Origin of the sequence: Streptomyces sp. NPDC093510, assembly GCF_040683555.1 — a bacterium.
Taxonomy (GTDB): Bacteria; Actinomycetota; Actinomycetes; order Streptomycetales; family Streptomycetaceae; genus Streptomyces.
The window spans coordinates 109092-134606 of record NZ_JBFBEE010000004.1 but is presented as its reverse complement, the minus strand read 5'-3'; the positions used below and the strand labels follow the sequence as shown (position 1 = coordinate 134606).

Annotated in this window: 29 protein-coding genes; 5 read left to right on the top strand and 24 right to left on the bottom strand. The window is 72.5% G+C overall.

The window, feature by feature from the left end; translation table 11 throughout:
- Positions 1-7: 7 nt before the first annotated feature.
- The 10 genes from lgt to hisI all read right to left on the bottom strand — a co-directional run bounded on the left by lgt (position 8) and on the right by hisI (position 8679).
- Positions 8-967, bottom strand: a complete 960-nt coding sequence (gene lgt, locus AB0N81_RS07685) for a prolipoprotein diacylglyceryl transferase (RefSeq protein ID WP_365356583.1) — start codon at positions 965-967, stop codon at positions 8-10.
- Between the two features lie 85 nt (positions 968-1052).
- Positions 1053-1832: a thioredoxin domain-containing protein gene (locus tag AB0N81_RS07680; RefSeq protein ID WP_365356581.1), complete on the bottom strand. Its 780-nt coding sequence runs from the start codon at positions 1830-1832 to the stop codon at positions 1053-1055.
- A 63-nt stretch (positions 1833-1895) separates the two neighbouring features.
- Positions 1896-2711, bottom strand: a complete 816-nt coding sequence (trpA, locus tag AB0N81_RS07675) for a tryptophan synthase subunit alpha (protein WP_365356580.1) — start codon at positions 2709-2711, stop codon at positions 1896-1898.
- Complete coding sequence (trpB, locus tag AB0N81_RS07670; RefSeq protein ID WP_365356578.1) at positions 2708-3994, bottom strand: tryptophan synthase subunit beta; 1287 nt, start codon at positions 3992-3994, stop codon at positions 2708-2710. Before trpB ends, trpA begins: the two co-directional genes overlap by 4 nt.
- 307 nt (positions 3995-4301) lie before the next feature.
- Entirely contained in the window at positions 4302-5111 is an 810-nt protein-coding gene (gene trpC, locus AB0N81_RS07665; protein ID WP_365356577.1) for an indole-3-glycerol phosphate synthase TrpC, read from the bottom strand.
- Between the two features lie 141 nt (positions 5112-5252).
- Positions 5253-5678 (bottom strand): DUF2752 domain-containing protein, encoded by a 426-nt coding sequence (locus tag AB0N81_RS07660; protein WP_365356575.1) that lies wholly within the window; start codon positions 5676-5678, stop codon positions 5253-5255.
- A gap of 99 nt (positions 5679-5777) precedes the next feature.
- A complete protein-coding gene (locus AB0N81_RS07655; protein ID WP_365356573.1) occupies positions 5778-6005 on the bottom strand; it encodes an HGxxPAAW family protein in 228 nt (75 codons plus the stop codon).
- A 103-nt stretch (positions 6006-6108) separates the two neighbouring features.
- Positions 6109-6756 (bottom strand): TIGR02234 family membrane protein, encoded by a 648-nt coding sequence (locus tag AB0N81_RS07650; protein WP_365356571.1) that lies wholly within the window; start codon positions 6754-6756, stop codon positions 6109-6111.
- A gap of 7 nt (positions 6757-6763) precedes the next feature.
- A complete protein-coding gene (locus AB0N81_RS07645) occupies positions 6764-8272 on the bottom strand; it encodes an anthranilate synthase component I (RefSeq protein ID WP_365356569.1) in 1509 nt (502 codons plus the stop codon).
- Positions 8273-8283: 11 nt separating this feature from the next.
- The gene (gene hisI, locus AB0N81_RS07640; RefSeq protein ID WP_365356567.1) at positions 8284-8679 is read right to left on the bottom strand and encodes a phosphoribosyl-AMP cyclohydrolase; all 396 of its coding nucleotides are present in this window, start codon (positions 8677-8679) and stop codon (positions 8284-8286) included.
- An 82-nt stretch (positions 8680-8761) separates the two neighbouring features.
- Here hisI and AB0N81_RS07635 point away from each other — a divergent pair, with 82 nt between their 5' ends.
- Positions 8762-9397 (top strand): TIGR03085 family metal-binding protein, encoded by a 636-nt coding sequence (locus tag AB0N81_RS07635; protein ID WP_365356566.1) that lies wholly within the window; start codon positions 8762-8764, stop codon positions 9395-9397.
- Positions 9398-9407: 10 nt separating this feature from the next.
- On the opposite strand, the gene AB0N81_RS07630 is transcribed toward AB0N81_RS07635, so the two are convergent.
- The 10 genes from AB0N81_RS07630 to hisD all read right to left on the bottom strand — a co-directional run bounded on the left by AB0N81_RS07630 (position 9408) and on the right by hisD (position 17128).
- Entirely contained in the window at positions 9408-10652 is a 1245-nt protein-coding gene (locus AB0N81_RS07630; protein WP_365356564.1) for an MFS transporter, read from the bottom strand.
- 11 nt (positions 10653-10663) lie between these two features.
- A complete protein-coding gene (locus AB0N81_RS07625; RefSeq protein WP_365356562.1) occupies positions 10664-11245 on the bottom strand; it encodes a helix-turn-helix domain-containing protein in 582 nt (193 codons plus the stop codon).
- 129 nt (positions 11246-11374) lie between these two features.
- Complete coding sequence (hisF, locus tag AB0N81_RS07620) at positions 11375-12130, bottom strand: imidazole glycerol phosphate synthase subunit HisF (protein ID WP_365356560.1); 756 nt, start codon at positions 12128-12130, stop codon at positions 11375-11377.
- Positions 12127-12540: a RidA family protein gene (locus AB0N81_RS07615; protein WP_365356558.1), complete on the bottom strand. Its 414-nt coding sequence runs from the start codon at positions 12538-12540 to the stop codon at positions 12127-12129. The genes hisF and AB0N81_RS07615 overlap by 4 nt, the downstream gene beginning before the upstream one ends.
- On the bottom strand, positions 12537-13265 hold the full coding sequence (priA, locus tag AB0N81_RS07610) for a bifunctional 1-(5-phosphoribosyl)-5-((5-phosphoribosylamino)methylideneamino)imidazole-4-carboxamide isomerase/phosphoribosylanthranilate isomerase PriA (RefSeq protein WP_365356557.1): 729 nt from the start codon (positions 13263-13265) through the stop codon (positions 12537-12539). Before priA ends, AB0N81_RS07615 begins: the two co-directional genes overlap by 4 nt.
- Positions 13262-13903, bottom strand: a complete 642-nt coding sequence (gene hisH / locus AB0N81_RS07605; protein ID WP_365356555.1) for an imidazole glycerol phosphate synthase subunit HisH — start codon at positions 13901-13903, stop codon at positions 13262-13264. Before hisH ends, priA begins: the two co-directional genes overlap by 4 nt.
- 17 nt (positions 13904-13920) lie before the next feature.
- Positions 13921-14085 carry a hypothetical protein gene (locus AB0N81_RS07600; protein ID WP_055563286.1) on the bottom strand — a complete coding sequence of 55 codons (165 nt, stop codon included), beginning with the start codon at positions 14083-14085 and terminating at the stop codon, positions 13921-13923.
- Positions 14086-14088: 3 nt separating this feature from the next.
- Positions 14089-14682: an imidazoleglycerol-phosphate dehydratase HisB gene (gene hisB / locus AB0N81_RS07595; RefSeq protein ID WP_365356553.1), complete on the bottom strand. Its 594-nt coding sequence runs from the start codon at positions 14680-14682 to the stop codon at positions 14089-14091.
- The gene (locus AB0N81_RS07590) at positions 14679-15800 is read right to left on the bottom strand and encodes a histidinol-phosphate transaminase (protein ID WP_365356551.1); all 1122 of its coding nucleotides are present in this window, start codon (positions 15798-15800) and stop codon (positions 14679-14681) included. The genes hisB and AB0N81_RS07590 overlap by 4 nt, the downstream gene beginning before the upstream one ends.
- Positions 15797-17128, bottom strand: a complete 1332-nt coding sequence (gene hisD / locus AB0N81_RS07585) for a histidinol dehydrogenase (protein WP_365356549.1) — start codon at positions 17126-17128, stop codon at positions 15797-15799. The genes AB0N81_RS07590 and hisD overlap by 4 nt, the downstream gene beginning before the upstream one ends.
- A gap of 223 nt (positions 17129-17351) precedes the next feature.
- Between hisD and AB0N81_RS07580 the strand changes: the two genes are divergently transcribed.
- From AB0N81_RS07580 to ybaK, 4 genes are all read left to right on the top strand, one after another.
- The gene (locus AB0N81_RS07580; protein ID WP_365357004.1) at positions 17352-18866 is read left to right on the top strand and encodes an oxidoreductase; all 1515 of its coding nucleotides are present in this window, start codon (positions 17352-17354) and stop codon (positions 18864-18866) included.
- Between the two features lie 175 nt (positions 18867-19041).
- On the top strand, positions 19042-20025 hold the full coding sequence (locus AB0N81_RS07575; RefSeq protein ID WP_365357002.1) for a hypothetical protein: 984 nt from the start codon (positions 19042-19044) through the stop codon (positions 20023-20025).
- A 2-nt stretch (positions 20026-20027) separates the two neighbouring features.
- The gene (locus tag AB0N81_RS07570; protein WP_365356547.1) at positions 20028-20774 is read left to right on the top strand and encodes an LON peptidase substrate-binding domain-containing protein; all 747 of its coding nucleotides are present in this window, start codon (positions 20028-20030) and stop codon (positions 20772-20774) included.
- Between the two features lie 21 nt (positions 20775-20795).
- Positions 20796-21296 carry a Cys-tRNA(Pro) deacylase gene (gene ybaK, locus AB0N81_RS07565; protein WP_365356545.1) on the top strand — a complete coding sequence of 167 codons (501 nt, stop codon included), beginning with the start codon at positions 20796-20798 and terminating at the stop codon, positions 21294-21296.
- 169 nt (positions 21297-21465) lie between these two features.
- On the opposite strand, the gene AB0N81_RS07560 is transcribed toward ybaK, so the two are convergent.
- The 4 genes from AB0N81_RS07560 to AB0N81_RS07545 form a co-directional block, all read right to left on the bottom strand.
- Positions 21466-22146: a DUF2567 domain-containing protein gene (locus AB0N81_RS07560; protein ID WP_365356544.1), complete on the bottom strand. Its 681-nt coding sequence runs from the start codon at positions 22144-22146 to the stop codon at positions 21466-21468.
- A 34-nt stretch (positions 22147-22180) separates the two neighbouring features.
- Positions 22181-22978 carry an ABC transporter permease gene (locus AB0N81_RS07555; RefSeq protein ID WP_365357000.1) on the bottom strand — a complete coding sequence of 266 codons (798 nt, stop codon included), beginning with the start codon at positions 22976-22978 and terminating at the stop codon, positions 22181-22183.
- 94 nt (positions 22979-23072) lie between these two features.
- The gene (locus AB0N81_RS07550) at positions 23073-24035 is read right to left on the bottom strand and encodes an ABC transporter ATP-binding protein (RefSeq protein WP_365356999.1); all 963 of its coding nucleotides are present in this window, start codon (positions 24033-24035) and stop codon (positions 23073-23075) included.
- A gap of 135 nt (positions 24036-24170) precedes the next feature.
- Positions 24171-25409: an NYN domain-containing protein gene (locus AB0N81_RS07545; RefSeq protein WP_365356542.1), complete on the bottom strand. Its 1239-nt coding sequence runs from the start codon at positions 25407-25409 to the stop codon at positions 24171-24173.
- Positions 25410-25515 lie beyond the last annotated feature (106 nt).

The window sequence follows — 25515 nt, the reverse complement described above, 5'->3', positions numbered from 1 at the left end:
GGGAACGTCAGCTCTTCGGCTCGGCCGAGGATTTCTCCCCGTCGGTCTCCTCGGCGCCCTTCGTGTCCTTCTCACCCTTGGTGAGCTTCACGGAGTCGCCATCGGTGCTGCCGGTGCTGTCGGTGCTGTCGGTGCTGTCGGCGGCGGGCTCGTCGCCCGGCTCGACGATCTCCTCGCGGCCGGGGCGGGTCTTCGCGGACACCACGAAGTAGGCGACGGCCAGGAGGAAGACCACGATGGCGGTCCACACGTTCAGCCGCAGGCCGAGCACGTGGTGCGCGTCGTCGACCCGCATGTACTCGATCCAGCCGCGCCCGGCGCAGTACGAGGCGACGTACAGCGCGAACGCCCGGCCGTGTCCGAGCTTGAAGCGGCGGTCGGCCCAGATGACCAGGACGGCGACGCCGATGCACCACAGCGACTCGTACAGGAAGGTCGGGTGGTACGTGCCGGGGACCCGGCCGTCCTCGGCGGAGGTGATCTTCAGCGCCCAGGGCAGGTCCGTGGGCTTGCCGTACAGCTCCTGGTTGAACCAGTTGCCCCAGCGGCCGATGGCCTGCGCGAGGGCGATGCCGGGGGCCAGGGCGTCGGCCCAGGCCGGCAGCGGGATGCCCCGGCGGCGACAGCCGATCCACGCACCGACCGCGCCGAGCGCGATCGCGCCCCAGATGCCGAGGCCGCCCTCCCAGATCTTGAAGGCGTCCACCCAGTCACGGCCGTCGCTGAAGTACAGCTGGTAGTCCGTGATCACGTGGTAGAGACGCCCGCCGACGAGGCCGAACGGGACGGCCCACACGGCGATGTCGGCCACGGTGCCTGACCGGCCCCCGCGATCGACCCACCGCTTGTTGCCGAGCCAGACGGCTACGAAGACGCCGATGATGATGCAGAACGCGTAGCCGCGCAGCGGAATGGGTCCGAGTTCGACCACACCGCGCGACGGACTGGGAATGAAGGCAAGGTCCATGACACGACCGACGCTACCGTGCCGGGCGTGGGGGGCGGCAATCGGTCCGGCTACGGGTCCATAACAGGAGTGCCGCCCCCGGCCGTCAGTTCCGGTTCGCCTTCTCCACCGCCTGCTTCAGCTTCTGGGGCGTCAGGGGGTTCCGCTGGTCGGCGAAGATGTCCTTGCCGTCGAGCCGCACCGTGGGGGTGCCGCGCAGCTTGGCGTCCTGGAACGCCTTGTTGGACTTGTCGACCCAGCTGTCGTGCTCGCCGTCCTCGACGCACTTCTTGAAGGAGTCGGTGACCAGTCCGTCGACCTCACCGGCGAGCTCGATCAGCTTGCCGTTCTTGCCGAACGCGTCGTCCGGCTCCGCGGGCTGGTTCTTGAAGAGCACGTCGTGGTACGGGGTGAACTTGCCGGCGTCCTGGGCACAGGCCGCGGCGTTGGCCGCGCGCCGGGAGCCGCTGCCGCCCATGTTCCCGTCGATGAGGGTGGCCAGGTGGTACTCGACCTTGAGCAGGCCCTTGTCGGCGAGGTCGTGGATCGTCGTGCGATAGCCGTCCTCGAACTGCTTGCAGGCCGGGCAGCGGAAGTCCTCCCAGATGGTGAGGGTCGACTTGGCGCTGTCCTTGCCGACGGGGATCACGGGGCCGTCCTTGTCGCCCGCCCCCTTGGGCGCGACCACCGGGCCCGCCGCGTCGCTCTTGTCGTCGCCGGAATTGGCGGCGAGCAGCCCCACCACGGCGGCGAGGCCGAGGACGCCGACCACCGCGGCGCTCACGACCAGCGCCCTGCGCCGCTTGTCGCGGGCCTTCTGCCGCTCTCGCTCTGCCGCCATCCGCTCGCGGGCCGATCGCTTTTCCTCACGGTTCTTCTCGCTCACACCCCGCCAAACGAACCGGGGAGGCACGAGCGTGCCTCCCCGGTCCAGGTCCACCCGTACGAGTTACGCCTTGCCGCGGACCCCGTCGGCGAGCTCACCGGCGAGGGCGTGCACGGCGGCCAGGCCCGCGGCTTCGTCCGGCGCGTCCAGCATGCGCTGCACGAAGGCGGAGCCGACGATCACGCCGTCGGCGAAGCCGGCGACCTCGGCCGCCTGGCGGGCGTTGGAGACGCCGAGGCCGACGCAGACCGGCAGTGCGGTGGTGGCCTTGGTGCGCCCCACCAGGTCCTGCGCCTGTGCGCCCACCGACTCGCGGGTGCCGGTGACGCCCATCAGCGAGGCCGCGTAGACGAAGCCGGAGCCCGCCTCGGTGATCGTGGCGAGCCGCTCGTCCTTGCTGCTCGGCGCGACGACGAAGACCGTCGCCAGGCCGTGCTTCCCGGCGTGCTCCCTCCAGAGCGCGGACTCCTGGACGGGCAGGTCGGGCAGGATGCAGCCCGCGCCGCCCGCCTCGGCGAGCTCGGCGGTGAACCGCTCCACGCCGTAGCGGTCGATCGGGTTCCAGTACGTCATGACGAGCACCGGCTTGCCGGTCGCCTCGTACGCCTCGCGGACGGTGCGCATGACGTCGCGGATCTTGAGGCCGCCGCGCAGCGCGATGTCGTCGGCGGTCTGGATGACCGGGCCGTCGAGCACCGGGTCGGAGTGCGGCAGGCCGACCTCGACCACGTCCGCGCCGCCCTCGAAGGCCGCCTTGACGGCCGCGATGCCGCCGTCGACGGTGGGGAATCCCGCGGGCAGGTAGGCGATGAGGGCCGCCCGGCCCTCGGCCTTCGCGGCCGCGAGGGTGTCGTCCAGCAGTTTGACGTTGCCGCTCACTTTGCGTCCCCCTCGATCTCCGCGCCGGTGCCGGGCTCGTCGGCCTCGACGGTGGCGTCCGTGTCGTACAGGCCGAAGTAGCGCGCGGCCGTGTCCATGTCCTTGTCGCCGCGCCCGGAGAGGTTGACGACGATCAGCCCGTCCTTGCCGAGCTCCTTGCCGACCTCCAGGGCGCCGGCGAGCGCGTGGGCGCTCTCGATGGCCGGGATGATGCCCTCGGTCCTGGAGAGGAGCCGCAGGGCCTGCATGGCCGCGTCGTCGGTGACCGCGCGGTACTCGCCGCGGCCGCTGTCCTTGAGGTAGGCGTGCTCGGGGCCGATGCCGGGGTAGTCCAGGCCCGCCGAGATCGAGTAGGGCTCGGTGATCTGGCCCTCCTCGTCCTGGAGGACGTAGGAGCGGGAGCCGTGCAGGATGCCCGGTTCGCCCGCGGTCAGGGTGGCCGCGTGCTCGCCGGTCTCGATGCCGTGTCCGGCGGGCTCGCAGCCGATGAGGCGCACGTCCGCGTCCGGGATGAAGGCGTGGAAGAGGCCGATGGCGTTGGAGCCGCCGCCCACGCAGGCGACGGCGGCGTCGGGCAGGCGTCCGGCGCGCTCCAGGATCTGGCGGCGGGCCTCGACGCCGATGACGCGGTGGAAGTCGCGGACCATGGCGGGGAACGGGTGCGGTCCGGCCACGGTGCCGAACAGGTAGTGGGTCCTGTCCACGTTCGCCACCCAGTCGCGGAACGCCTCGTTGATGGCGTCCTTCAGGGTGCGGCTGCCGGACTTCACGGCGACGACCTCGGCGCCGAGCATCCGCATCCGGGCCACGTTCAGGGCCTGGCGCTCGGTGTCGATCTCGCCCATGTAGATGGTGCATTCGAGGCCGAAGAGCGCGCAGGCGGTGGCCGTGGCGACGCCGTGCTGTCCTGCGCCGGTCTCGGCGATGACGCGGGTCTTGCCCATGCGCTTGGTGAGCAGGGCCTGCCCGAGCACGTTGTTGATCTTGTGCGAGCCGGTGTGGTTCAGGTCCTCGCGCTTGAGGAAGACACGGGCGCCGCCCGCGTGCTCCGCGAAGCGGGGGACCTCGGTGAGGCTGCTGGGGCGGCCCGTGTAGTTGACGAGCAGGTCGTCGAGCTCGCGGGCGAACTCCGGGTCGTTCTTCGCCTTGTCGTACTCGACGGCGACCTCGTCCACGGCGGCGACGAGGGCCTCCGGGATGAACTTGCCGCCGAACGCGCCGAAGTAGCCTTCGGCGCTCGGGACTTGACCGTCCGGGTCCGGGATGAAGTATTCGCTGGGCATGGCAGATCCTTGTCAGAACTGGCGATGACGGCGGGTGCTTGCGCGCCCCTTCAGGGGCGCGGGGAACTGCGCGACAAGCCCATGACGGGCCGCGGTCGCGACGAAACCCTGGCCGGCAACGGCGCGAGGGCTCTTCAGTTCAGGCGGCGCACAGAGCGCCGCGTCGCCATCGCATCCCGGGGATCTGGCCGGGCTCGGAGCCGATGTGGTAGCGCACGCGCCTGCCCCGCACGCGGCGTGCGGGGGCCCGGCAGCCGCGGGGGCGGCAGCCGGGTGCGAGGCGGGCGGAGATCGGCATCGGGAGGAGTCAGCTCCGTCCGTGGCGGAGCGCCGGGTGCGTGCCCGCGGCGACGAGGTCGGAGACCGCGCCCTTCGGGTCGCGGCCGGTCACCAGGGACTCGCCCACGAGCACCGCGTCGGCGCCCGCGTTGGCGAAGGCGATCAGGTCGTGCGGTCCGCGCACACCGGACTCGGCGATCTTGACGACGCTGTCCGGCAGCTCGGGCGCGACCCGCTCGAAGGTGGAGCGGTCGACCTTGAGGGTCTTGAGGTCGCGGTTGTTGACACCGATCACGCGGGCGCCCGCGTCGACGGCACGCTCGGCCTCGTCCTCGTCGTGCACCTCGACGATCGGCGTGAGGCCGATCGACTCGGCGCGCTCGATGAGGGACTCCAGAGCGGGCTGCTCCAGGGCGGCCACGATCAGCAGCACGAGGTCGGCGCCGTACGCCCTGGCCTCCCACAGCTGGTACGAGGTGACGATGAAGTCCTTGCGGAGCACCGGGATGTCGACCTTGGCGCGGACGGCCTCCAGGTCGGCGAGCGAACCGCCGAAGCGGCGCTCCTCGGTGAGCACGGAGATGACGGCGGCGCCGCCCGCCTCGTAGTCGGCGGCGAGACCTGCCGGGTCGGCGATCGCGGCGAGCGCGCCCTTGGAGGGGCTGGAGCGCTTCACCTCACAGATGACCTTGACGCCGTCGCCGCGCAGGGCCGCCGCGCCGTCCTTGGCCGCGGGGGCCTTGGCCGCACGCTCCTTGAGCTCGTCGAGGCTGACGCGTGCCTGCCGCTCCGCGAGGTCGGCACGGACTCCGTCGATGATCTCGTCGAGCACACTCACGCGAGCGGCCCCCTTCCCTGACGGTTGAGCTGACGTTCAAGCTGGTCACTGCGATGGTATCCGCAGGAGGGCGAAGGCCCCGCATCCGGTTGACCCCCGTCCCACGACCTGGACATCCGCCAGGCCCGCCACCTGCGCTTCTCAGGGATGCAGCCATGACCCGAACGGCAGATTGCGTACGACGGTGAAGACCGTCACCAGGGCGCCGAAGCTCCACAGCTGCACCGGCCCCAGCTCGATCCGCGACGGCCGTCCGCGCACCGTCCTGATCACCCATACGGCCCACAGCACGGCGAAGAGGACGTACCCGGCGACGGCCAGCGCGTTGGCGCCGAGGGCCGCCCCGAAGTCGCCGTGGACGAAGGCGTGGGCGCTGCGCAGGCCGCCGCAGCCCGGGCAGTAGATGCCGGTGAGGCGCAGCAGCGGGCAGGCGGGGTAGTGGCCGGGTTCGTTCGGGTCGACGGCGCCCACATAGGCGAAGGCGCCGGCGACCGAAGCGAGCACGCCGGCCGGTACGAGCAGGCGGGTCAGGACGGCGGGCGCGGCGCTCTCGGTGTCGGCGGTCACCCGTGCATTATGCGGAAGAGGCGGCCCCGGCACCTGCCGGACCGCCTCTTGCCGTAGCACTTCGTGCGGCGTGTCGCGCCGCGTGTCGTACTGCGTGGATCAGCTCTCGGACCGCGCGGCCTGGCGGTGCGGGCGCTTGACCTGGCCCATACCCGCGGCGCGCATGGCACCGCCCACGAGGCCGCCGATGACGATGATGGCCATGCCGGCCCAGAACCCGGGCACGTTGGCCATCACCATGAAGGCACCCGCGACGCAGAAACCGATGAAGGCGATGATGACACCGGTCCAGGCGGCCGGGGTGTGTCCGTGGCTGCTGCCCGCCATTGAATTGCTCCTCGTTGCTGTATGCGTGGTGGTGGGAAGCCCACCGCGAGTCGGACGCTCGCTGGCATTGTCCCGTACCGGCGCGTATGCCGTGAGCGCGGGGTCACGTTTCGCGCGTCGGGTCCTCGCCGCGGTCGAGGGCCTTCCACAGCTCCTCGGGCCGCTCGGGGTCCGGGGCGCGGCGCGCCTTGCGGGGGCTGGGTGAGCCGTCGCGTTCGTAGCGCCCCGACATCGCGGGCCACGAACGGCCGTACGTGAGGGCGAGCAGCCCGGCGAGCAGGATGAGGGCGCCCGCGGCGGCCGCCGCGTACGGCCAGCCCGAGTGGCTGAGGTCGCCGATGGTGCTGGCGGCGTCACCGGAGGCGGTGGCGGCCTTCTCGTCGAGCGCGTCGCTGTCGTCCGCGCCGAGCAGTGCTGCGGCGACGATGCCGGCGCCGCTGAGCGTGAGCAGCAGGGAGACGAGGAAGCGACCGGCGCGGCGGACCGCGAAGACCGCGACGAGTGCGGCGAGGCCCACTATCGCGAGGGCCGCGGGGACGCCCGTGACGTCGCCGCCCTTGGCGGTCAGCGGAAGCTCGCCGCCGGCCACCGACGCGGTGCCGTGGGCCCAGTCCTGGCGGGAGGCGAGCAGGGCGAGGGCCGCGCCGACGGCGCCGAGCAGCAGCGCGGCGGCGATGCTGCGCCGGCTGCTGCGCTGGGCGCGGCTCTCGGACGCGGCCTCGGTACGGGGCGGAGGTACGGCAGAAGTCACCCGTCCACTATCCCTCACGGCCCGAACGGTCGTGCAGGCGGTTCGCCGTGTGGATGGCGCGCAGCACGGCTGCGGCCTTGTTCCGGCACTCGGTGTCCTCGGCGACGGGGTCCGAGTCGGCGACGACCCCGGCCCCGGCCTGCACGTACGCCGTGCCGTCGCGGAGGAGGGCGGTGCGGATGGCGATGGCGGTGTCGGAGTCGCCCGCGAAGTCGAGGTAGCCGACGCAGCCGCCGTACAGGCCGCGGCGGGACGGTTCGAGCTCGTCGATGATCTGCATGGCGCGGGGCTTGGGGGCGCCGGAGAGGGTGCCCGCGGGGAAGCAGGCGGTGAGCACGTCGAAGGCGGTGCGGCCGTCGGCGACCTGTCCGGTGACCGTCGACACGATGTGCATGACGTGGGAGTACTTCTCGATGGACATGAAGTCGACGACCTCGACGGAGCCGGGTTCGCAGACCCGGCCCAGGTCGTTGCGGCCCAGGTCGACGAGCATCAGGTGCTCGGCGCGCTCCTTGGGGTCGGCGAGCAGTTCGTCGGCGAGCGCCTGGTCCTCCCGCGGGGTGGCGCCGCGGTGCCGGGTCCCGGCGATGGGGTGGACCATGGCGCGCCCGTCCTCGACCTTGACGAGGGCCTCGGGCGATGAGCCGACCACGTCGAATCCGTCGAGGCGGAAGAGGTACATGTACGGCGACGGGTTGGTGGCGCGCAGCACGCGGTAGACGTCCAGCGCGCTCGCCGTGCAGGGGGTCTCGAAGCGCTGCGAGGGCACGACCTGGAAGGCCTCGCCTGCCCTGATGCGTTCCTTGATGTCCTCGACGGCTTCCTGGTACTGCTCGCCGCCCCACAGGGCGGTGTACTCGGGGAGCTCGGAGGGCGGGAGGGCGGCCGGGGGCTGGGAGAGCGGCCGGGAGAGGTCGGCCTCCATGGCGTCGAGGCGGGCGACCGCGTCGGCGTAGGCCTCGTCGACGCCGGTGTGGAGGTCGTTGTGGTTGATCGCGTTGGCGATCAGCAGGACGGAGCCGTCCCAGTGGTCGAGGACGGCGAGGTCGCTGGTGAGCAGCATGGTCAGCTCGGGGAGCCGCAGATCGTCCCGGTCGCCGGGGCCGATCTTCTCCAGGCGGCGCACGATGTCGTAGCCGAGGTAGCCGACCATGCCGCCGGTGAAGGGCGGCAGGCCGTCGGCGCTGACCACGTCGCGCGGGGTGTGCAGTATGCCGATGGTGGCGCGCAGCGCGGCGAGCGGGTCACCGGAGGTGGGCACGCCGACGGGCGGGGTGCCGAGCCAGTGGGCCTCGCCGTCGCGGACGGTGAGGGCGGCGGCGCTGCGTACGCCCACGAAGGAGTAGCGGGACCACGACCGGCCGTTCTCCGCCGACTCCAGGAGGAAGGTGCCGGAGCGTTCGGCGGCGAGCTTGCGGTAGAGGCCGACGGGGGTGTCGCCGTCCGCGAGGAGCTTGCGGCTGACGGGGATCACTCGGCGGTCGGTCGCCAGCTTGCGGAAGGTCTCGAGGTCCATGGCAGCTGACCCTACTGACCGGGTGCGGGGGCGCCGGTCACGGGCAGCACGGGCAGCACGTCGGTGTCGAAGCAGGTGCGGGTGCCGGTGTGGCAGGCGGGGCCGATCTGGTCGACCTGGACGAGGACGGTGTCCGCGTCGCAGTCGAGCGCCACTTCCTTGACGTACTGGAAGTGCCCTGATGTGTCGCCCTTGACCCAGTACTCCTGGCGGCTGCGCGACCAGTACGTGCAGCGCCCGGTGGTGAGGGTGCGGTGCAGCGCCTCGTCGTCCATCCAGCCGAGCATGAGCACCTCACCGGTGTCGTACTGCTGGGCGATGGCGGGGACGAGACCGTCGGCGCTGCGCCTGAGGCGCGCGGCGATGTCCGGGTCGAGGTTGCTGCTGGGCGGGGGCACGCTGGTCATGGGCCCATTGTGCCGCCCCGCGCGGGCCGTCCCCCGCGGCGTCCACTGTGCGGACCGGTGGCGCGGTCGTACGCTGGTTGGTATGTCGACCCATGCGAAGCGTGAACGACTTCTTCTCGCCGACCTGTTGGAGGCGGAGGGGCCCGAGGCGGCCACTCTGTGCGAGGGCTGGAAGACCCGTGACCTCGCGGCCCACGTGGTGGTGCGCGAGCGCCGTGCGGACGCGGCGGGCGGGCTGCTGATCAAGCAGCTCGCGGGACGCCTGGAGCGGGTGCAGGCCGAGTTCGCCGCGAAGCCGTACGAGGAACTGATCCAGCTGATCCGGACGGGCCCGCCCCGTTTCTCGCCCTTCTCCCTCAAGCAGGTGGACGAGGCGTCGAACGCCGTCGAGTTCTACATCCACACCGAGGACGTGCGCCGCGCGCAGCCCGGCTGGCGGCCGCGCGAACTCGACCCCGTCTTCTCGGACGCCCTGTGGTCCCGTCTGGAACGCACGGCCCGCCTGGTGGGCCGCAAGGCGCCGGTGGGCCTGGTCCTGCGCCGCCCGGACGGCCAGACGGCGGTGGCGCACCGGGGCACTCCGGTGGTGACGGTGACCGGTGAGCCGTCCGAGCTGCTGCTGTTCGCGTACGGCAGGCAGGAGGCCGCCGAGGTCGGTCTCGAAGGGGACAAGGAAGCGATCGCGAGGCTGCACGAATCGAAGCAGCTGGGGCTCTGAACCACACTGCTCAGCGCGGGAGTTCGGCGCGGCGCAGGGAGCGTGAGCAGAGTCCGATGACGCCGCCCGCGGCGCTGAGCGCGGCGCACGTGGTGTACACCGGTTCGATGCCCCATGCCCCGATCGCGGCGCCGACGACCGGATAGCAGAGCGGTGCCACACCCAGGGTGAACAGGGTGGCCACGGAGGTGACGCGCCCCAGGTAGGCGGGGGCGGCGGCGGTCTGCGTCAGCGCGGCGATCAGGGCGCCGCCGAGCCCGGTGCACAGGCCCACGCAGAGCCCCGCCGCCGTGGCCGCCGCGACCGAGGGCGCGAAGCCGATGCCGGCCAGGGCGACCGAGCCTGCGATGACGCCCGCGGACTGCACCGCCCCGGCCCGGGGTATCCGGCCGCGTACGGCGAGCAGGAGGGCGGCGAGCCCCGCGCCGACGCCGAATCCCGCGATGACCCAGCCCATTCCCGTGGCGCCCCAGCCACGCCGGTCGGCGAGGAGCACCAGGCCGATGTTGGCGGGTCCCGCGAAGCCGAGCTCCGTCACCGCCGCGACGAGCGTCAGCGGGGCGAGGACCCGGTGCCCGCGGATGTACCGCAGCCCGTCGGTGAGTTGCCGCAGGGCCGAGCCGCCGTGCGCCGTGGCGTCGTCGGCGGGCAGCGGGCGCAGGCGTACGGCCGCCAGCAGCGCCAGCGAGAGGACGAACAGCGCGCCGCCGGCGCCGAACGCGGCCGCCGGTCCGCCGAGCGCCACGGCGAGGCCGCCGAGGGGTGCCGCGACGACGGTGGCGAGGCGTTGCGCCAGACCCCGCATGCCCTGGACCCGTCCCAGCTGGTCCGGGGCGGTGATGCGCGGCGGCAGCGCGCCCACGCTCGGCAGGAACAGCGCGTCGACCGCGCCGAAGACCAGGGCGAGGCAGGCGAGCAGCCAGACGCCGGGCGAGGAGACGAGCAGCAGCAGGGCGGCCGCGAGGAGCACCGCGCAGCGGACGGCGTCGCTGCCGATCACCATGCGGCGCGGGCCGAGGCGGTCCGCGACGACTCCCCCGCCGAGCATGAGGACGGCCCGGGGGACGGCGCCGACCGCGAGGACCAGGCCCGCCTGTCCTGGGCTGCCGCCGCGGGCCGCGGCCCAGGACAGGGCGACGAAGTAGATCCCGTCGCCGACCATCGACGCGGTGTAGGCGCCGAGCCAGCGCAGGACGTTGGCGTCGCGGTGGGCGGGGCGGCCGGTCGCGGCCGGGGCGGCCAAGGCGGTGGTCATGGCGCGTCCTCTCAGAGCCTGAAGGGGAAGCTGGCCAGGTGGACGGCGACGTTCTCGCGTCCCTCGGTGTCCCCCGCCGCCTCGGCGGCCCTGCCCTGTTCCTCGTACGCCCTGACCAGCGCGTGGATCTCGGCGTTCAGCCGGGTGAGTTCGGCGGGGTTCAGCCGGGCGAGGAAGTCCGACTGGTCCGCCGCCGTGCGCCACTCGGCGCCCCAGGCCGCCTGCTGGTCCAGGTAGGTCTCGTACTGTTCCCTGCGGTGGGCGATCAGGCCGCGGAGGACTGCGGCGTGCGTGGCCGCGCCTTCCGGTGTGTCCTTGAAGTCCTCGTGCCGGAAGCTCAGGGTGTCCTGCGCGGCCTGCCACCAGCGCTCCCGCGCGTCCTCGCTCTGCGCCTCGGCCTCCTCGATGAGGCCGTGCTCGGCGAGCTTGCGCAGGTGGTAGCTGACGAGCGAGACGGCCTCGTCGACCTGCGCGCCGAGCTGCGAGGCGGTGGCGGGGCCGCCCGCGCGCAACGCGCCGTACAGCTTCATCCGCAGGGGGTGCCCGAAGGCCTTGAGGGTGCCGAGGTCCGTGATCCGGCGACGGTTGTCCATGACCTCACGGTAGATACGAAAGAAAAATTGCACAACAATAATTGCGCAACTTTCCTTTCGCGTCTGGGAACGAGAAGGCCCCGGCCACCCGCATCGGGTGACCGGGGCCCTATAGACCCGTCCGAGGAGTTACCGCACCGGGTACCCCGCCCCCCGCAGCGTTCCCTTGACCTCGCCGATCCGCAGGTCGCCGAAGTGGAAGACCGATGCGGCGAGCACCGCGTCCGCGCCCGCCGCGACGGCCGGCGGGAAGTGCTCCAGGCGGCCCGCGCCGCCGGACGCGATGACGGGGACGCCGACGTGCTTGCGCACCGCCGAGATCATCTCGATGTCGTAGCCGTCCTTCGTGCCGTCGGCGTCCATCGAGTTGAGCAGGATCTCGCCCGCGCCGAGCTCGGCGGCCCGGTGCGCCCAATCGACGGCGTCGATGCCCGCGGACTTGCGGCCGCCGTGCGTCGTCACCTCGAAGGAGCCGGAGGCAGTCCGGCGCGCGTCCACCGAGAGGACGAGGACCTGGCGCCCGAACCGCTCAGCGATCTCGCGGATCAGCTCCGGGCGGGCGATGGCGGCCGTGTTCACGCCCACCTTGTCCGCGCCCGCGCGCAGCAGCTTGTCGACGTCCTGCGCGGTGCGCACGCCGCCGCCCACGGTGAGCGGGATGAAGACCTGCTCGGCGGTGCGGCGGACCACGTCGTACGTCGTCTCGCGGTTGCCGGACGACGCGGTGATGTCCAGGAAGGTCAGCTCGTCGGCGCCCTCGGCGTCGTACACCTTGGCCATCTCGACGGGGTCGCCCGCGTCGCGCAGGTTCTGGAAGTTGACGCCCTTGACGACGCGGCCGTTGTCCACGTCGAGGCAGGGGATCACGCGTACGGAGAGAGTCATTCCGCACCTCCCCTGGCAGCACGCGGACCGTACGCCTCCACCTCGACCTCGACGACCAGGCTGGGGTCGATGAAGCCGGAGACGATCAGCATCGACGCGGCGGGCCGCACGTCGTCGAAGAGCTCCTTGTGGGCGCGGCCCACGTCGTCGACGTCCCGCGCGTGCGTGAGGTACATGCGGGTGCGGACGACGTGCTCGCGGCCGAGGCCCAGCTTCTTCAGGGCGTCGAACGCGGTCCGGAAGGCGTTGACCGTCTGCTCGTACGGGGTGCCCGCGTCGATGACGCCGTTCACCACGGAGGTGCACCCGGACACCAGGACGAGACCGTTCGGCAGCTCGACGGCGCGGGAGTAGCCGATGACGTCCTCCCACGGGCCGCCCGAGCTCACCCGGCGCACGGAGTCACTCATGACGACGCCACCGCGGCGAGGGCCTCTTCGAGGGTGAACGCCTTCGCGTACAGCGCCTTGCCGACGATCGCGCCCTCGACGCCGAGCGGGACGAGCTCGGAGATGGCGCGCAGGTCGTCCAGGGAGGAAACGCCGCCGGACGCCACGACCGGGCGGTCGGTGGCAGCGCACACGTTGCGCAGCAGCTCCAGGTTGGGGCCTTGGAGCGTGCCGTCCTTGGCGATGTCGGTGACCACGTAGCGCGCGCAGCCCTCGGAGTCCAGGCGCGCCAGCGTCTCGTAGAGGTCGCCGCCGTCGCGGGTCCAGCCGCGGCCGCGCAGCGTCGTACCGCGTACGTCGAGGCCGACCGCGATCTTGTCGCCGTGCTCGGCGATGACCTTGGCGACCCACTCCGGGGTCTCCAGGGCGGCCGTGCCGAGGTTGACGCGGGTGCAGCCGGTGGCGAGGGCGGCGGCCAGCGAGGCGTCGTCGCGGATGCCGCCGGACAGCTCGACCTTGATGTCCATGGCGCCCGCGACCTCGGAGATCAACTCGCGGTTGTCGCCGGTGCCGAACGCCGCGTCCAGGTCGACCAGATGCAGCCACTCGGCGCCCGACCGCTGCCAGGCGAGGGCGGCCTCCAGCGGGGAGCCGTAGGAGGTCTCCGAGCCGGACTCGCCGTGGACGAGGCGTACGGCCTGGCCGTCGCGGACGTCGACGGCGGGAAGGAGTTCGAGGATGCTCACAGGGTTCCGATCCAGTTGGTGAGGAGCTGGGCGCCGGCGTCGCCGGACTTCTCGGGGTGGAACTGGGTGGCGCTCAGGGCGCCGTTCTCGACGGCCGCCACGAAAGGCTCGCCGTGCGTGGACCAGTGCACGTACGGGGCGCGCATCGCCGGGTTCGCGACTTCCAGGGTCCAGTCGTGCACGGCGTAGGAGTGCACGAAGTAGAAGCGGGCGTCGTCGTCCAGGCCCTTGAAGAGCGGGGACCCCGCGGAGGCCTGGACGGTGTTCCAGCCCATGTGCGGGACGATCTCGGCCTTCAGCGGTTCGACCGTGCCGGGCCACTCGTCCAGGCCCTCGGTCTCCTCGCCGTGCTCGATACCGCGCGCGAAGAGGATCTGCATGCCGACGCAGATGCCCATCACGGGGCGTCCGCCGGCCAGGCGGCGGCCGACGATCCAGTCGCCGCGCGCCTCCTTGAGGCCCCGCATGCAGGCGGCGAAGGCGCCGACGCCGGGCACGAGGAGGCCGTCGGCGTTCATGGCCGTGTCGTAGTCGCGGGTGATCTCGACGTCGGCGCCCGCGCGCGCGAGGGCGCGCTCGGCGGAGCGCACGTTGCCGAAGCCGTAGTCGAAGACGACGACCTTCTTGGGAGAGCTCATGTCGCGTACTCCTCCCGTCAGTTCCAGTAGTCGAGCCGCAGGATGCCCGCGGCCAGGCACATCGCTGCGCCGATGGAGAGCAGCGTGATCAGGCTCTTCGGCATGCCCTGCTTGACGAAGGAGATGATGCCGCCGATCAGGAAGAGCCCGACGACGATGAGGATGGTGTTGAGACCGGTCATGGGTTACAGCGCGCCCTTCGTGGACGGAAGGATGCCGGCCGCGCGCGGGTCGCGCTCGGACGCGTAACGCAGCGCGCGGGCCAGGGCCTTGAACTGGCACTCCACGATGTGGTGGGCGTTGCGGCCGTACGGCACGTGGACGTGCAGCGCGATCTGGGCCTGCGCGACGAAGGACTCCAGGATGTGCCGGGTCATCGTCGTGTCGTACTCGCCGATCATCGGCGCCATCTTCTCGGGCTCGGTGTGCACGAGGTAGGGGCGGCCGCTCAGGTCGACCGTCACCTGGGCGAGCGACTCGTCCAGCGGCACGGTGCAATTGCCGAAGCGGTAGATGCCGACCTTGTCGCCGAGCGCCTGCTTGAAGGCTGCGCCGAGCGCGAGCGCGGTGTCCTCGATGGTGTGGTGCGAGTCGATGTGCAGGTCGCCCTCGGTCTTGACCGTGAGGTCGAAGAGGCCGTGGCGGCCGAGCTGGTCGAGCATGTGGTCGTAGAAGCCCACGCCGGTCGACACATCGACCTTTCCGGTGCCGTCGAGATCGATCTCGACGAGGACCGACGTCTCCTTCGTGGTGCGTTCGACCCGTCCTACGCGGCTCATGCGTCTCGCTCCTTCTTCAGTTCGCGTACCGCATCGAGGAACGCGTCGTTTTCTGCGGGGGTTCCGGTGGACACCCGGAGCCACCCCGGCACTCCGTTGTCCCGGACCAGGACGCCCCGGTCGAGAATCCGCTGCCACACCCGGTGCGCGGCCCCTTCTCCTTCGAACCGCCCGAACTGCACGAAGTTGGCGTCGGAGTCGGTCACCTCGTACTCCATCGCGCGCAGCTCGGTGACGAGGCGGTCGCGCTCGGCCTTGAGCTGCTCGACGTATCCCAGGAGCGTGTCCGTGTGCTCCAGGGCGGCGAGCGCGGTGGCCTGCGTGACGGCGGACAGGTGGTACGGCAGGCGTACGAGCTGTACGGCGTCGACAACCGCGGGGGCGGCGGCGAGGTAGCCGAGGCGCAGTCCCGCGGCGCCGAATGCCTTCGACATGGTGCGGGAGACGACGAGGTGCGGCCGGCCCTCGATCAGCGGGAGCAGCGAGTCGCCGTGACTGAACTCGACGTACGCCTCGTCGATCACGACGATGGACGGCTTCGCGGCCTGCGCCGCCTCGTACAGGGCGAGGACCGTCTCGGCGGAGACGGCGTTGCCGGTGGGGTTGTTGGGGGTCGTGATGAAGACGACGTCCGGCCGGTACTCGGCGATGGCCTTCGTGGCAGCCTCGACGTCGATCGTGAAGTCGTCGTGGCGCGGGCCCGAGATCCAGCCGGTGCCGGTGCCGCGGGCGATGAGGCCGTGCATCGAGTACGAGGGCTCGAAGCCGATGGCCGTGCGGCCGGGGCCGCCGAAGGTCTGCAGGAGCTGCTGGATGACCTCGTTGGAGCCGTTCGCCGCCCAGACGTTGGCGAGGGTGACCTCGTGCCCTCCGGTGCGGGTGAGGTAGCGGGCGAGCTCCGTGCGCAGCTCGACGGCGTCCCGGTCGGGGTAGCGGTTGAGGTCGCGGGCGGCCTCGCGGACCCGCTCGGCGATGCGTTCGACGAGCGGTTCGGGCAGCGGGTACGGGTTCTCGTTGGTGTTCAGGCGCACGGGGACGTCGAGCTGGGGCGCGCCGTAGGGCGACTTGCCGCGCAGCTCGTCGCGGACGGGGAGGTCGTCGATGCGTACGTCGCTCACTGGTTCGGCACCTTCCATCCGAACCGTGCCTTGACGGCCGCGCCGTGCGCGGGCAGGTCCTCCGCCTCGGCGAGCGTCACGACGTGGTGCGCGACATCGGCGAGGGCCTCGCGCGAGTAGTCCACGATGTGGATGCCGCGCAGGAAGGACTGGACGCTGAGCCCCGAGGAGTGGCAGGCGCAGCCGCCGGTGGGCAGGACGTGGTTGGAGCCCGCGCAGTAGTCGCCGAGGGACACCGGCGCCCAGGGGCCGACGAAGATCGCGCCCGCGTTCTTCACGCGCCCCGCGACGGCGGCCGCGTCACCGGTCTGGATCTCCAGGTGCTCGGCGCCGTACGCGTCGACGACCCGCAGGCCCTCCTCCAGGCCGTCGACCAGGACGATCGCGGACTGGCGGCCGCTCAGCGCGGGGACGATCCGGTCCTCGACGTGCTTGGTGGCGGCGATCTGCGGCGCCAGCTCCTTCTCTACGGCGTCCGCGAGCGCCACGGAGTCCGTGACGAGGACGGCGGCCGCGAGCGGGTCGTGCTCGGCCTGGCTGATCAGGTCGGAGGCGACGTGCGCCGGGTCGGCGGTGTCGTCGGCGAGGACCGCGATCTCGGTCGGGCCCGCCTCCGTGTCGATGCCGATCCGGCCGGTGAAGTAGCGCTTGGCGGCCGCGACCCAGATGTTGCCGGGGCCCGTGACCATGTTGGCGGCGGCGCAGCTCTCGGTGCCGTACGCGAACATCGCGACGGCCTGGGCGCCGCCGACCGCGTACACCTCGTCGATGCCGAGGAGCGCGCAGGCGGCGAGGATGGTCGGGTGCGGCAGTCCGCCGAAGTCGGCCTGCGGCGGGGACGCGAGCGCCATCGACTCGACGCCCGCCTCCTGCGCCGGAACGGCGTTCATGATCACGGACGAGGGGTAGACGGACCGGCCGCCGGGTGCGTAGAGCCCGACGCGCTCGACGGGCACCCATTTCTCGGTGACGGTGCCGCCGGGCACGACCTGCGTGGTGTGCGGGGCGCGGCGCTGCTCGCGGTGGACGGCGCGGGCGCGGCGGATGGACTCCTCCAGGGCCTCGCGCACGGCCGGGTCGAGACCGGCGAGGGCCTCGGTGAGCGCGGCGGCGGGGACGCGGACCTGGTCCAGGCGCACGCCGTCGAACTTCTCCGCGTACTCGATCAGCGCCGCGTCGCCACGATGATGCACGTCCTCGCAGATGGGCCGCACCTTCTCCAGGGCGGCCGCGACGTCGAAGTCGGCACGGGGCAGCATGGCGCGCAGGGCGGACCCGGACGGAAACTCCGTGAGGGCATCGCCGCGCAGATCGATTCGAGAGATCACATGCCCAATTCTCTCAGACCTTCTTTCGACGTCGTTCGCCCGTATCACTGGCTGATATCAACCACGGAAGACCGTGTTCACCACTAGCGTTCAGCCGGTCACACAGCGGGCATGAAACAGGTGTACGAGAGCAACTCGCACCGCAGGACGGAGGGCAACAGCAGTGGTCGACGACTCCGCCGCCGGTGACCCGCCGGACGGGCTGACCGCCGCGGAGATCGGCATGTGGCAGGCCTTCCGCAACGGCAGCGTCTACGACCTCCGATCGGGTGATCCGGCCGCCGACGACCCGCACGGCGGGCACCCCTGGGGGCCCGAGCGCAGCGTGCGGGCGCGCATCGTGTGCTGGCTGCTGCTCGACGGGCCGCCCGCGCTGGCGGGCCGGGTGTCCTCGCTGAAGCTGGCGGGCGTGCAGATCACCGATCCGCTCGACCTCGCGGGCGGCACGGTCGTCCCGTACACGGAGATGAAGCACTGCCGTTTCGAGAAGGAGGTCCTCCTCCCCGAGGCCCGCTTCGCGACGCTGCGGCTCGTCGACTGCTCGATCCCCCGGATCGAGGCGGCGCGGCTGCACACCGAGGGCGATCTGCACCTGCCCCGCTGCCGGATCCACAACGGCATCCGCCTCACGGACGCGCACATCGGCACCGACCTGCTGCTGAACCAGGCCGTGATCTACCGCGACCGGCGCAGCCACTCCATCACCGGCGACGGCCTCACCGTCGGGCAGGACCTCCAGGCCGAGATGATGGAGTCGCACGGCATGCTGAGCCTGCGCGGCGCGAAGATCGGCGTCTCGCTCAGCCTGCGCGGCAGCAAGCTGATCAACCAGTACGGCAGGCACGCCCTGAACGCCCCGCAGATGACCGTCGAGCGCACCCTGTACCTGACCCCGGCGGCCGTCGGCAATCCGCCGCAGACCAGCGGCACGACGCCGGCGCGCGGCACCCGCGTGCAGCGCTTCGAGTGCGAGGGCGGCATCCGCCTCGACGACGGCCGCTTCGGCGACGCCATCGACTTCGCGCACGCCCGCTTCACGCTCCAGACCGACCAGGAGATCTCGCTGCGCCGCGTCCAGACGCCCGAGCTCCGCTTCCTCGGCGAGGCGCCGCAGCGCGGGAAAGTCGTGCTGTCCGGCGCCAAGGTCGTCAACCTCATCGACAGGGCGAGCAGCTGGCCGGGGCCCGGCGGCCTCCAGATGGGCGGCTTCACGTACGAGAACCTCGTGCCGCAGGGCAGCTTCCCGCTCTCCCGGCGCCTCGACTGGGTGCTTGCCGCGACGGCCGAGTACAACCCCGAGCCGTACGAGAAGCTCGCCGCCGTCCTGCGCAACGGCGGTGAGGACGCCGACGCCCGCGAGGTCCTCCTCGCCAAGCAGCGCCGGCGCCGCGAGACGCTGCCGCTGGCCGCGAAGCTCTGGGGGTACGCGCAGGACTGGACCGTCGCCTACGGCTACCGTCCGGGCCGGGCCGCGGTCTGGATGGCCGTGCTGTGGGCGATCAGCGCGGTGGCGTTCTCGCGCGCCGACCATCCGGCGATCAAGCCGGGCGAGCACCCGCACTGGAACCCGGCCCTCTTCTCCCTCGACCTGCTGCTGCCCGTCATCAACCTCGGCCAGGACACGTACTGGCAGCTGCGCGGCGGCTGGCAGTGGTTCTCGACCGCGCTGATCCTGCTCGGCTGGGTCCTCGCCACCACGGTGGCGGCGGGCGCGACCCGGCTGCTGCGCCGCAACTGAGCGGCCGGCGGCTGAACCGTTATGCGTGGGCGGGCAACCTTCCCCCTCCTCGGGCCGTCATCCCTGCGACCGACAAACGAGCAACCACGACGGTGACCGGCGAGACCGCGCCAGCGGCGCCGGTTGAGGCGCAAAGGAGGGCACGGTGCTGCGTGCCTTCATCCGTACCGCCCGCATGGTCCGGCACACCCCGCGGCTCGCCGCCGGACTGCCGCCGGACGACGAGGTCCTCCTGGACGTGCCCGACGAGCGGCTCGCTCCCGCGCTCGTCGCTGCCGGGCGCGGTGACTACGGCCCGGCCTCGAAGGTCCTCGCCACCACCCGCGAGGCCGCCGAGTGGGAGAACCGCGACCGCTACGCCACCCGGCTCGCCGCCTTCGCCCGCTCCCGCCCCGAGTGGTTCGACGACTGGCTCGGCGCGTCCCCGCACGACCCGGACGCCCTGCTCGTCAAGGCCGAGCTCGCGGTCGTCCGGGGCTGGGAGTCGCCGGCCCGCGCCGAGCTCCTGCGCGAGTCGGGGCCGCTGCTGACCGCCGCCGCGGAGGCCGACCCGCGCGACCCGGTGCCCTGGCGGATCGCCCTCGACCACGCCCGCGGCACGCACGCCCCGCACACCGTCTTCGAGCAGCTGTGGGAGGAGGCGGTGCGCCGCTCCTCGTACCACTACGGCTGCCACGCCTCCGCCCTGCAATACCTGTCGGCGGCCTGGTACGGCTCGCACCGCGAGTGCTTCGACTTCGCCGAGCGCGCCGCGGCCGACGCGCTGCCCGGCTCGCTGATACAGGTCCTCCCGGCGCGGGCCGCCTTCGCCTACCTGACCAGCCCCTCCGGGAACGTGCCGCGCGAGCGCCTGGACACGGCCGCCGACCTCGCGATCGCCCTCTCGTGCGCGTACGAGGCCGGGGACCCGTGGCCCGCCGAGGTCCGCAACCTCCTCACGTACGTCCTGGTCCGTCTGGAGCGCTGGGACGACGCGCTGGAGCAATTGCGCCTGATCGGGCCGTACGCGACGTCCTTCCCCTGGGACCGGATGGCCGACGATCCGCTCGGCCAGTTCCTGGAGCTGCGCGACGGCGTACGCATCGAAGTGGCCTCGATGACGCCGCTGCGCGGCTCCAGGATCTGGCCGAGCGAACGCGACCGCCCCGGTGAGCATTAGGCTTGCCGGTCGTGACCACCCGGCTTCCGCTCTTTCCGCTCAACTCGGTGCTGTTCCCCGGCCTCGTCGTGCCGCTGAACGTCTTCGAGGAGCGATATCGCGCCATGATGCGCGAACTGCTCAAGACCCCCGAGGAGGAGCAGCGCAGGTTCGCCGTCGTCGCGATCCGCGACGGCCTGGAGGTGGCGCCGAGCGCGCCCGGCCTCCCCGACCCGACGGCGCTGCCCGAGCACGGCCCCGCCGCGGGCTTCGGCGACGACCCGCTCAAGGCCTTCCACACCATGGGGTGCGTGGCGGACGCGGCGACGATCAGGGAGCGCGCCGACGGCGGCTTCGAGGTCCTCGCCACCGGTACGACGCGCGTGCGCATCCACTCCGTCGACGCCTCCGGGGCCTTCCTCACCGCCGAGGTCGAGGAGGTGCCCGAGGAGCCGGGCGACGGCGCGGGCGCCCTGGCCGAGGGCGTCCTGCGTGCCTTCCGCTCCTACCAGAAGCGGCTGGCCGGGGCGCGGGAGGGCTCGCTGTCCACGGGAGCCGAGCTGCCGGACGACCCGTCCGTCGTGTCCTACCTCGTCGCCGCGGCGGCCGTCCTGGACACCCCGACGAAGCAGCGGCTCCTGGAGGCTCCGGACACCGCGTCGCGGCTGCGGGACGAGCTGAAAACGCTTCGCGCGGAGACCGCGATCATCCGTAACCTGCCGTCGCTGCCCGCGACGGAGCTGACCCGCGGGACGACCAGCCTCAACTGAGCCACGTAAGGCGCGAGTACTTTGGCGAAGAAGCAGAAGAAACAGCAGTCGGCGGGGACCCCGGCGACGGTGGCGCTCACCGCGGCGGGCGTGGCCTTCACCGTCCACGCCTACGAGCACGACCCGTCCCACCCGTCGTACGGCGAGGAGGCCGCCGAGGCCATGGGCGTCTCCCCCGACCGGGTCTTCAAGACGCTGGTCGCCGAGGTCGACGGCGAGCTCACGGTGGCCGTCGTCCCCGTCGCGGGCACCCTGGACCTGAAGGCCTTGGCCGCCGCGGTCTCCGGCAAGCGCGCCGTGCTGGCGGACCCGGCGGCCGCCGAGCGCACCACCGGTTACGTGAGGGGTGGCATCTCCCCGCTCGGCCAGCGCAAGAAGCTGCGCACGGTCCTGGACGACTCGGCGTCGGCGCACGCCACGGTCTGCGTCTCGGCGGGCCGCCGCGGCCTGGAGGTCGAGCTGGCGCCGGGCGACCTGGCGGAGCTCACCGGCGCGGTCCTCGCGCCCGTCGGCCGGGCGTGAGACGGACGACGTGAAAACGCCCTCGACACATGCCCCGGGCGGGACTAGTACCGAGGGCATGTCGAAGAAGACGCGCATGCGGAAGTGGCGGGCGAAGAAGCGCAAGGCCAACCACGGGAAGCGGCCCGCCTAGGACGAGCCGGGAAGAGCTGGGGCGGGCCGGAACGAGCTAGGACGCGGCGCCGGGGCCTTCGTAGGGCGCACCAGGCCCTTCGTGGGCGACCGGTGCCGGATACGGCTCCGGGTCCCGCGGTCCGAACATCGCGGTGAGACCGAGGTGCACGGCGAGCGCGGCCACCGGCCAGGCGAGGAGCGTGCCCTTGGCCTTGAGTTCGAGCGGCGCGTCGAAGACGACGCCCTTGCCGACGGCCTTGGCGTGCGCCACGACGTCCGTCTGCGGGCCGAGCCAGATGCCGGCCCGCCAGGCGAGCAGCGCCCCGAACAGGCTGCCGAGCGCGAGCCCCGCGACCAGCGGAATTCCGCCGCGCTTGCGCCACAGGAAGACGACGGCCCCGCTGACGAGGCCGAAGCCGAGCGACAGCAGAGTGAACGTTCCGTCCACGCCTATCGCCTGCTCGCCCTCGGTGTCCTTGAGGAAGACCAGCCTGCCGTCCGAGATGAGCGGCACCCGCGGCGCGAGCCACGTCCACAGCAGCGCGAGCAGCACTCCGGCGACAGCCACCACGACCATGATCACCGCGGCCTGCCGCACTTCGGTCTTCATGCCGGGACCGTCCTCCTCCTCGTACCCGTGAGGAGACGTCGCTCCCGACGGCTGCGCGGCTGCCTGCCAGGGGTCGTGCGAGGGTCGGTGGTGCGGCGGTTGGGAGGGTGTCAGCGGTGCGGTCACCCTCACATCGTGCCAGGACTCCCTGTGCGGCGCGTCACCGGACGGCTGCCCGGCGGAACGCCCAGGTCGCGACGGCCAGCGAGACCACGCCCACTCCGGCGCAGACCGCCAGGTCCAGGACCACGACGGCCCAGTCCGGATCCGGTCCGAACGTACGGGCGAAAGCCTCCACGCCGTACGTCGAGGGCAGCAGGTCACGCGCGTACTGCAACAGCGTCGGCATGCGGTCGGCCGGGAGCACACCGAGCAGCAGCGCCGCCGACATGCCCATCTGCCCGAGGAGCGTGGCCAGTTCGGGCCGCGGCGCGAGCAGGCCGAGGGCCGCGCCGAGCCCGGCGAGCGCGGCACCGGCGAGCGGGATCACCGCGAGGAGCACCCACAGGTGCGTGAACGGGAGCCCGAAGAGCCCGCACCCGACGATCGCCGTGACGAAGGTGCCCGGCACCGTGAAGGAGGCGTACGCGGCGGCGGCCCCGAGGACCACCGCGGCGGGCGGCACGGGCAGCGTGGCGTAGTGGTCGAGCCCCCCGTCGGAGCGGAGCTGCCCGAAGTACTGCGCGAGCAGGTTGAGCGCGACGAAGGCGACGACGAGCACGGAGGAACCGGCGACGACGGCCCGCGCCTCACCGCCCCCGTCGACGACGCCGCGCATCAGGATCATGATGCCGACGGACTGGAAGGTCGCCACGAAGAGCAGCGGTATCCGGGCGACCCTGGCCCGGGACAGCTGCGCGCGGTAGACGGCCGAGAGGGCGGGGAACAGCCGCGCCCGCGGCCCGAGCGGCGCCGGCCCTTCGGCCTCCTGCTCCGTGGAGCCGCTGCCGGCCCGCACGGCGGCTTCCAAGGGAACTGCACTCACCGGACAACCCCTCCGTCTTTGTCCCTACAGGCGGCGCGGGAACGGCCGCACCGAGCCGCGAAAAGAGTCACGCCTTGACCAACCCCTGCGCACTCCCGCCCAACGCGAGGTAGACGTCCTCCAGGCTCGGCGTGGCGAGCGTGAAGTCGTCAAGGGCGGCGAACGCGGCCCCGCCGGTCACCGCGGCGACGGCGGCCCGCGCCGCGTCGGGCGCGAGCCGCAGCGTCCAGCGCCGCCCCGACTCGACCGCGAGAGGGCGGAGCGCGGCCACTTCGGGGACGCCCAACGGCGCCCGCTCCCGCCACACCAGTTCCACCCGCACCTCGTCGGCGACCTTCTCCTTGAGCCCGGCCGGACTGTCGCAGGCGATGACCTTGCCCTGGTCGAGCACGGCGACCCGGTCGAGGACGGTCTCGGCCTCGATCACGTTGTGGGTGACCAGGACGACCGTGGTCCCGCGCTCGGCCCGGCGCCAGTCGATCGCCGCCCAGACGGCGCGCCGCGCGACGGGGTCCATGCCGGTGGTCGGCTCGTCGAGGACGAGCAGCTGCCGCTCCCCCACCAGGGCGGTGGCGAAGCAGGCCAGCCTGCGCTGCCCGCCGGAAAGCTTCTTCAGCGGCCGCGAGGCCAGAGGTGTGAGCCCCAGCTCCTCGAGGACCGCGTCCCGCTCGGCCCGCGCCCGCGGCACGTCGAGCCCGCGCAGCCGCCCGGTCGTCTCGACGGCGAGCGAGACGGTCAGCTCGTCGAGGGCGGTGGACTCCTGCCCCAGGTACGCGAGGATGCGCGCGGCCCGCTCGGGGTGCCGCACGATGTCGTGGCCGAGGATCTCGACGCTGCCGCTGTCGGGCCGCATCAGGCCGGTCAGCTGGCGTACGAGGGTGGACTTGCCGGCGCCGTTGGGGCCGAGCAGACCGAAGATCTCGCCGCGGCCCACCGTCAGACCGATGCCGTCGGTGGCGCGGACCTCGGGGGTCGCCGGCCTGCCGCGCCGGGCGCGGGCGGCGGGATAGGTCTTCACCAGGTCGCGCACCGCGCAGACGGCATCGTTGCCGTGTTCCTGACGGAGTCCCTGTCTGACTGCCGGTGCCGGGCGCGTACTCACGAAGGACGAGCCTACGGGGTCGGCGGGGGCGGACGACGCCCGGGGCGGGTCGTACACCCCGTCTCAGTCACCGGCGCGGTCCGCCGCGGGCGCGTGCTCGGCGGCCGTACGCACGTCGATCTCCCGCCAGAAGCCCGCCCTGATCGCGTACCGGTCGTGTTCGTCGATCTGGTCGTCCTTGTGGGCGAGAAGGCCGAAACGTGCCGCATAGCGCAGGAGCTCTCCGTCGACGCGGTGCGGGATGCGGGGGTACATCGTCGACAGCTTCTGGAGGTTGTGCTGTTCCGGGAGCCGCGCCATCCAGCGCCGCGCGAACACCTGACCGACCTCGAAGGGGTCGCCGCCGACGGTGGTGATGTCCTCCTCGCGGTCGGCCCAGCGCTGCTCGGCCGTCGTCAGCTGGGCGAGGGTGGGCAGGGCGGCCGCCTCGGCGCTCTCGGCCGCGCCGCCGGGGCGCTCGACCCAGCCCTTGTCGGAGGACCAGCGCAGCGTCGCGTTCGTGGGGTGCTGCACGGGCTGGGTGCCGGGGCCGCGCAGCGCGGCGAGGTCCTTGGGGGTGGGGACGCCCTTGCCCGCCGGCATGCGGTGCTCGTCGGCCTGCCGGCCGTTGGCCGCGGGTTCGGCGTGCCGGGCGGGGGCCTCCTCCTCGGCGTGCTGCGCGGCGGCGGCGAGCGCGGACTCCGGGAGCGGCGCCGAGAGGATCGCGGCGATCTCGGGGCGCGGCGCGGGCGGGGGCGCGCAGGTGCCGGTGAGCTCCTTGGGGCGTACGGCCTTGGTGATCCAGGCCCGGTCGAGGACGCGCCGCTCGTCGGCCTCGGCGACGAGGTCCTCGGACTGGTTGTAGTCGCCGTCGGCGGCCTGCACGGCCCACAGGTGGACGGCGACGCCGTGCTCCTTGGCGGCCATCATGCCGGGCAGCAGGTCGCCGTCGCCGGTGACGAGCACGACGTCGGAGCAGGCGCGGTTGCGGGCCAGCTCGGTCAGCTCGGCGTGCATCGCGGCGTCGACGCCCTTCTGCGCCCACCGTCCGTCGCTGCGGGTCAGAGCGCCCAGCCGGACCGTCACGCGGGGCATGACGCGCAGGCGCCGGTGCTCGGGCTGCGGGACGCGGTCGGGGGCGCCGTCGAACCAGTAGATGCGCAGCAGGGGGCGCTCGGTGTCCGACTCCGCGCGCTCGCGAAGGCCCTGGATCAGGGCTGTGTGATCGACGGTGATCCGGGACCTGGACGGTTCGCCCGCGAGGAGGCTCGCGGCCGCGCCCAGCAAATACCCGGCGTCCACCAGGACGATGCAGCGATCCACGCGGTCCACCCTCTTTCCCTGCCCGGAGGTCTCTGGACGTTCCCTCGAAGTCCCACGAAGACACCCTGGAAGGACAACGAATCAGGGGTGCGGGTCCGCGTCGGGT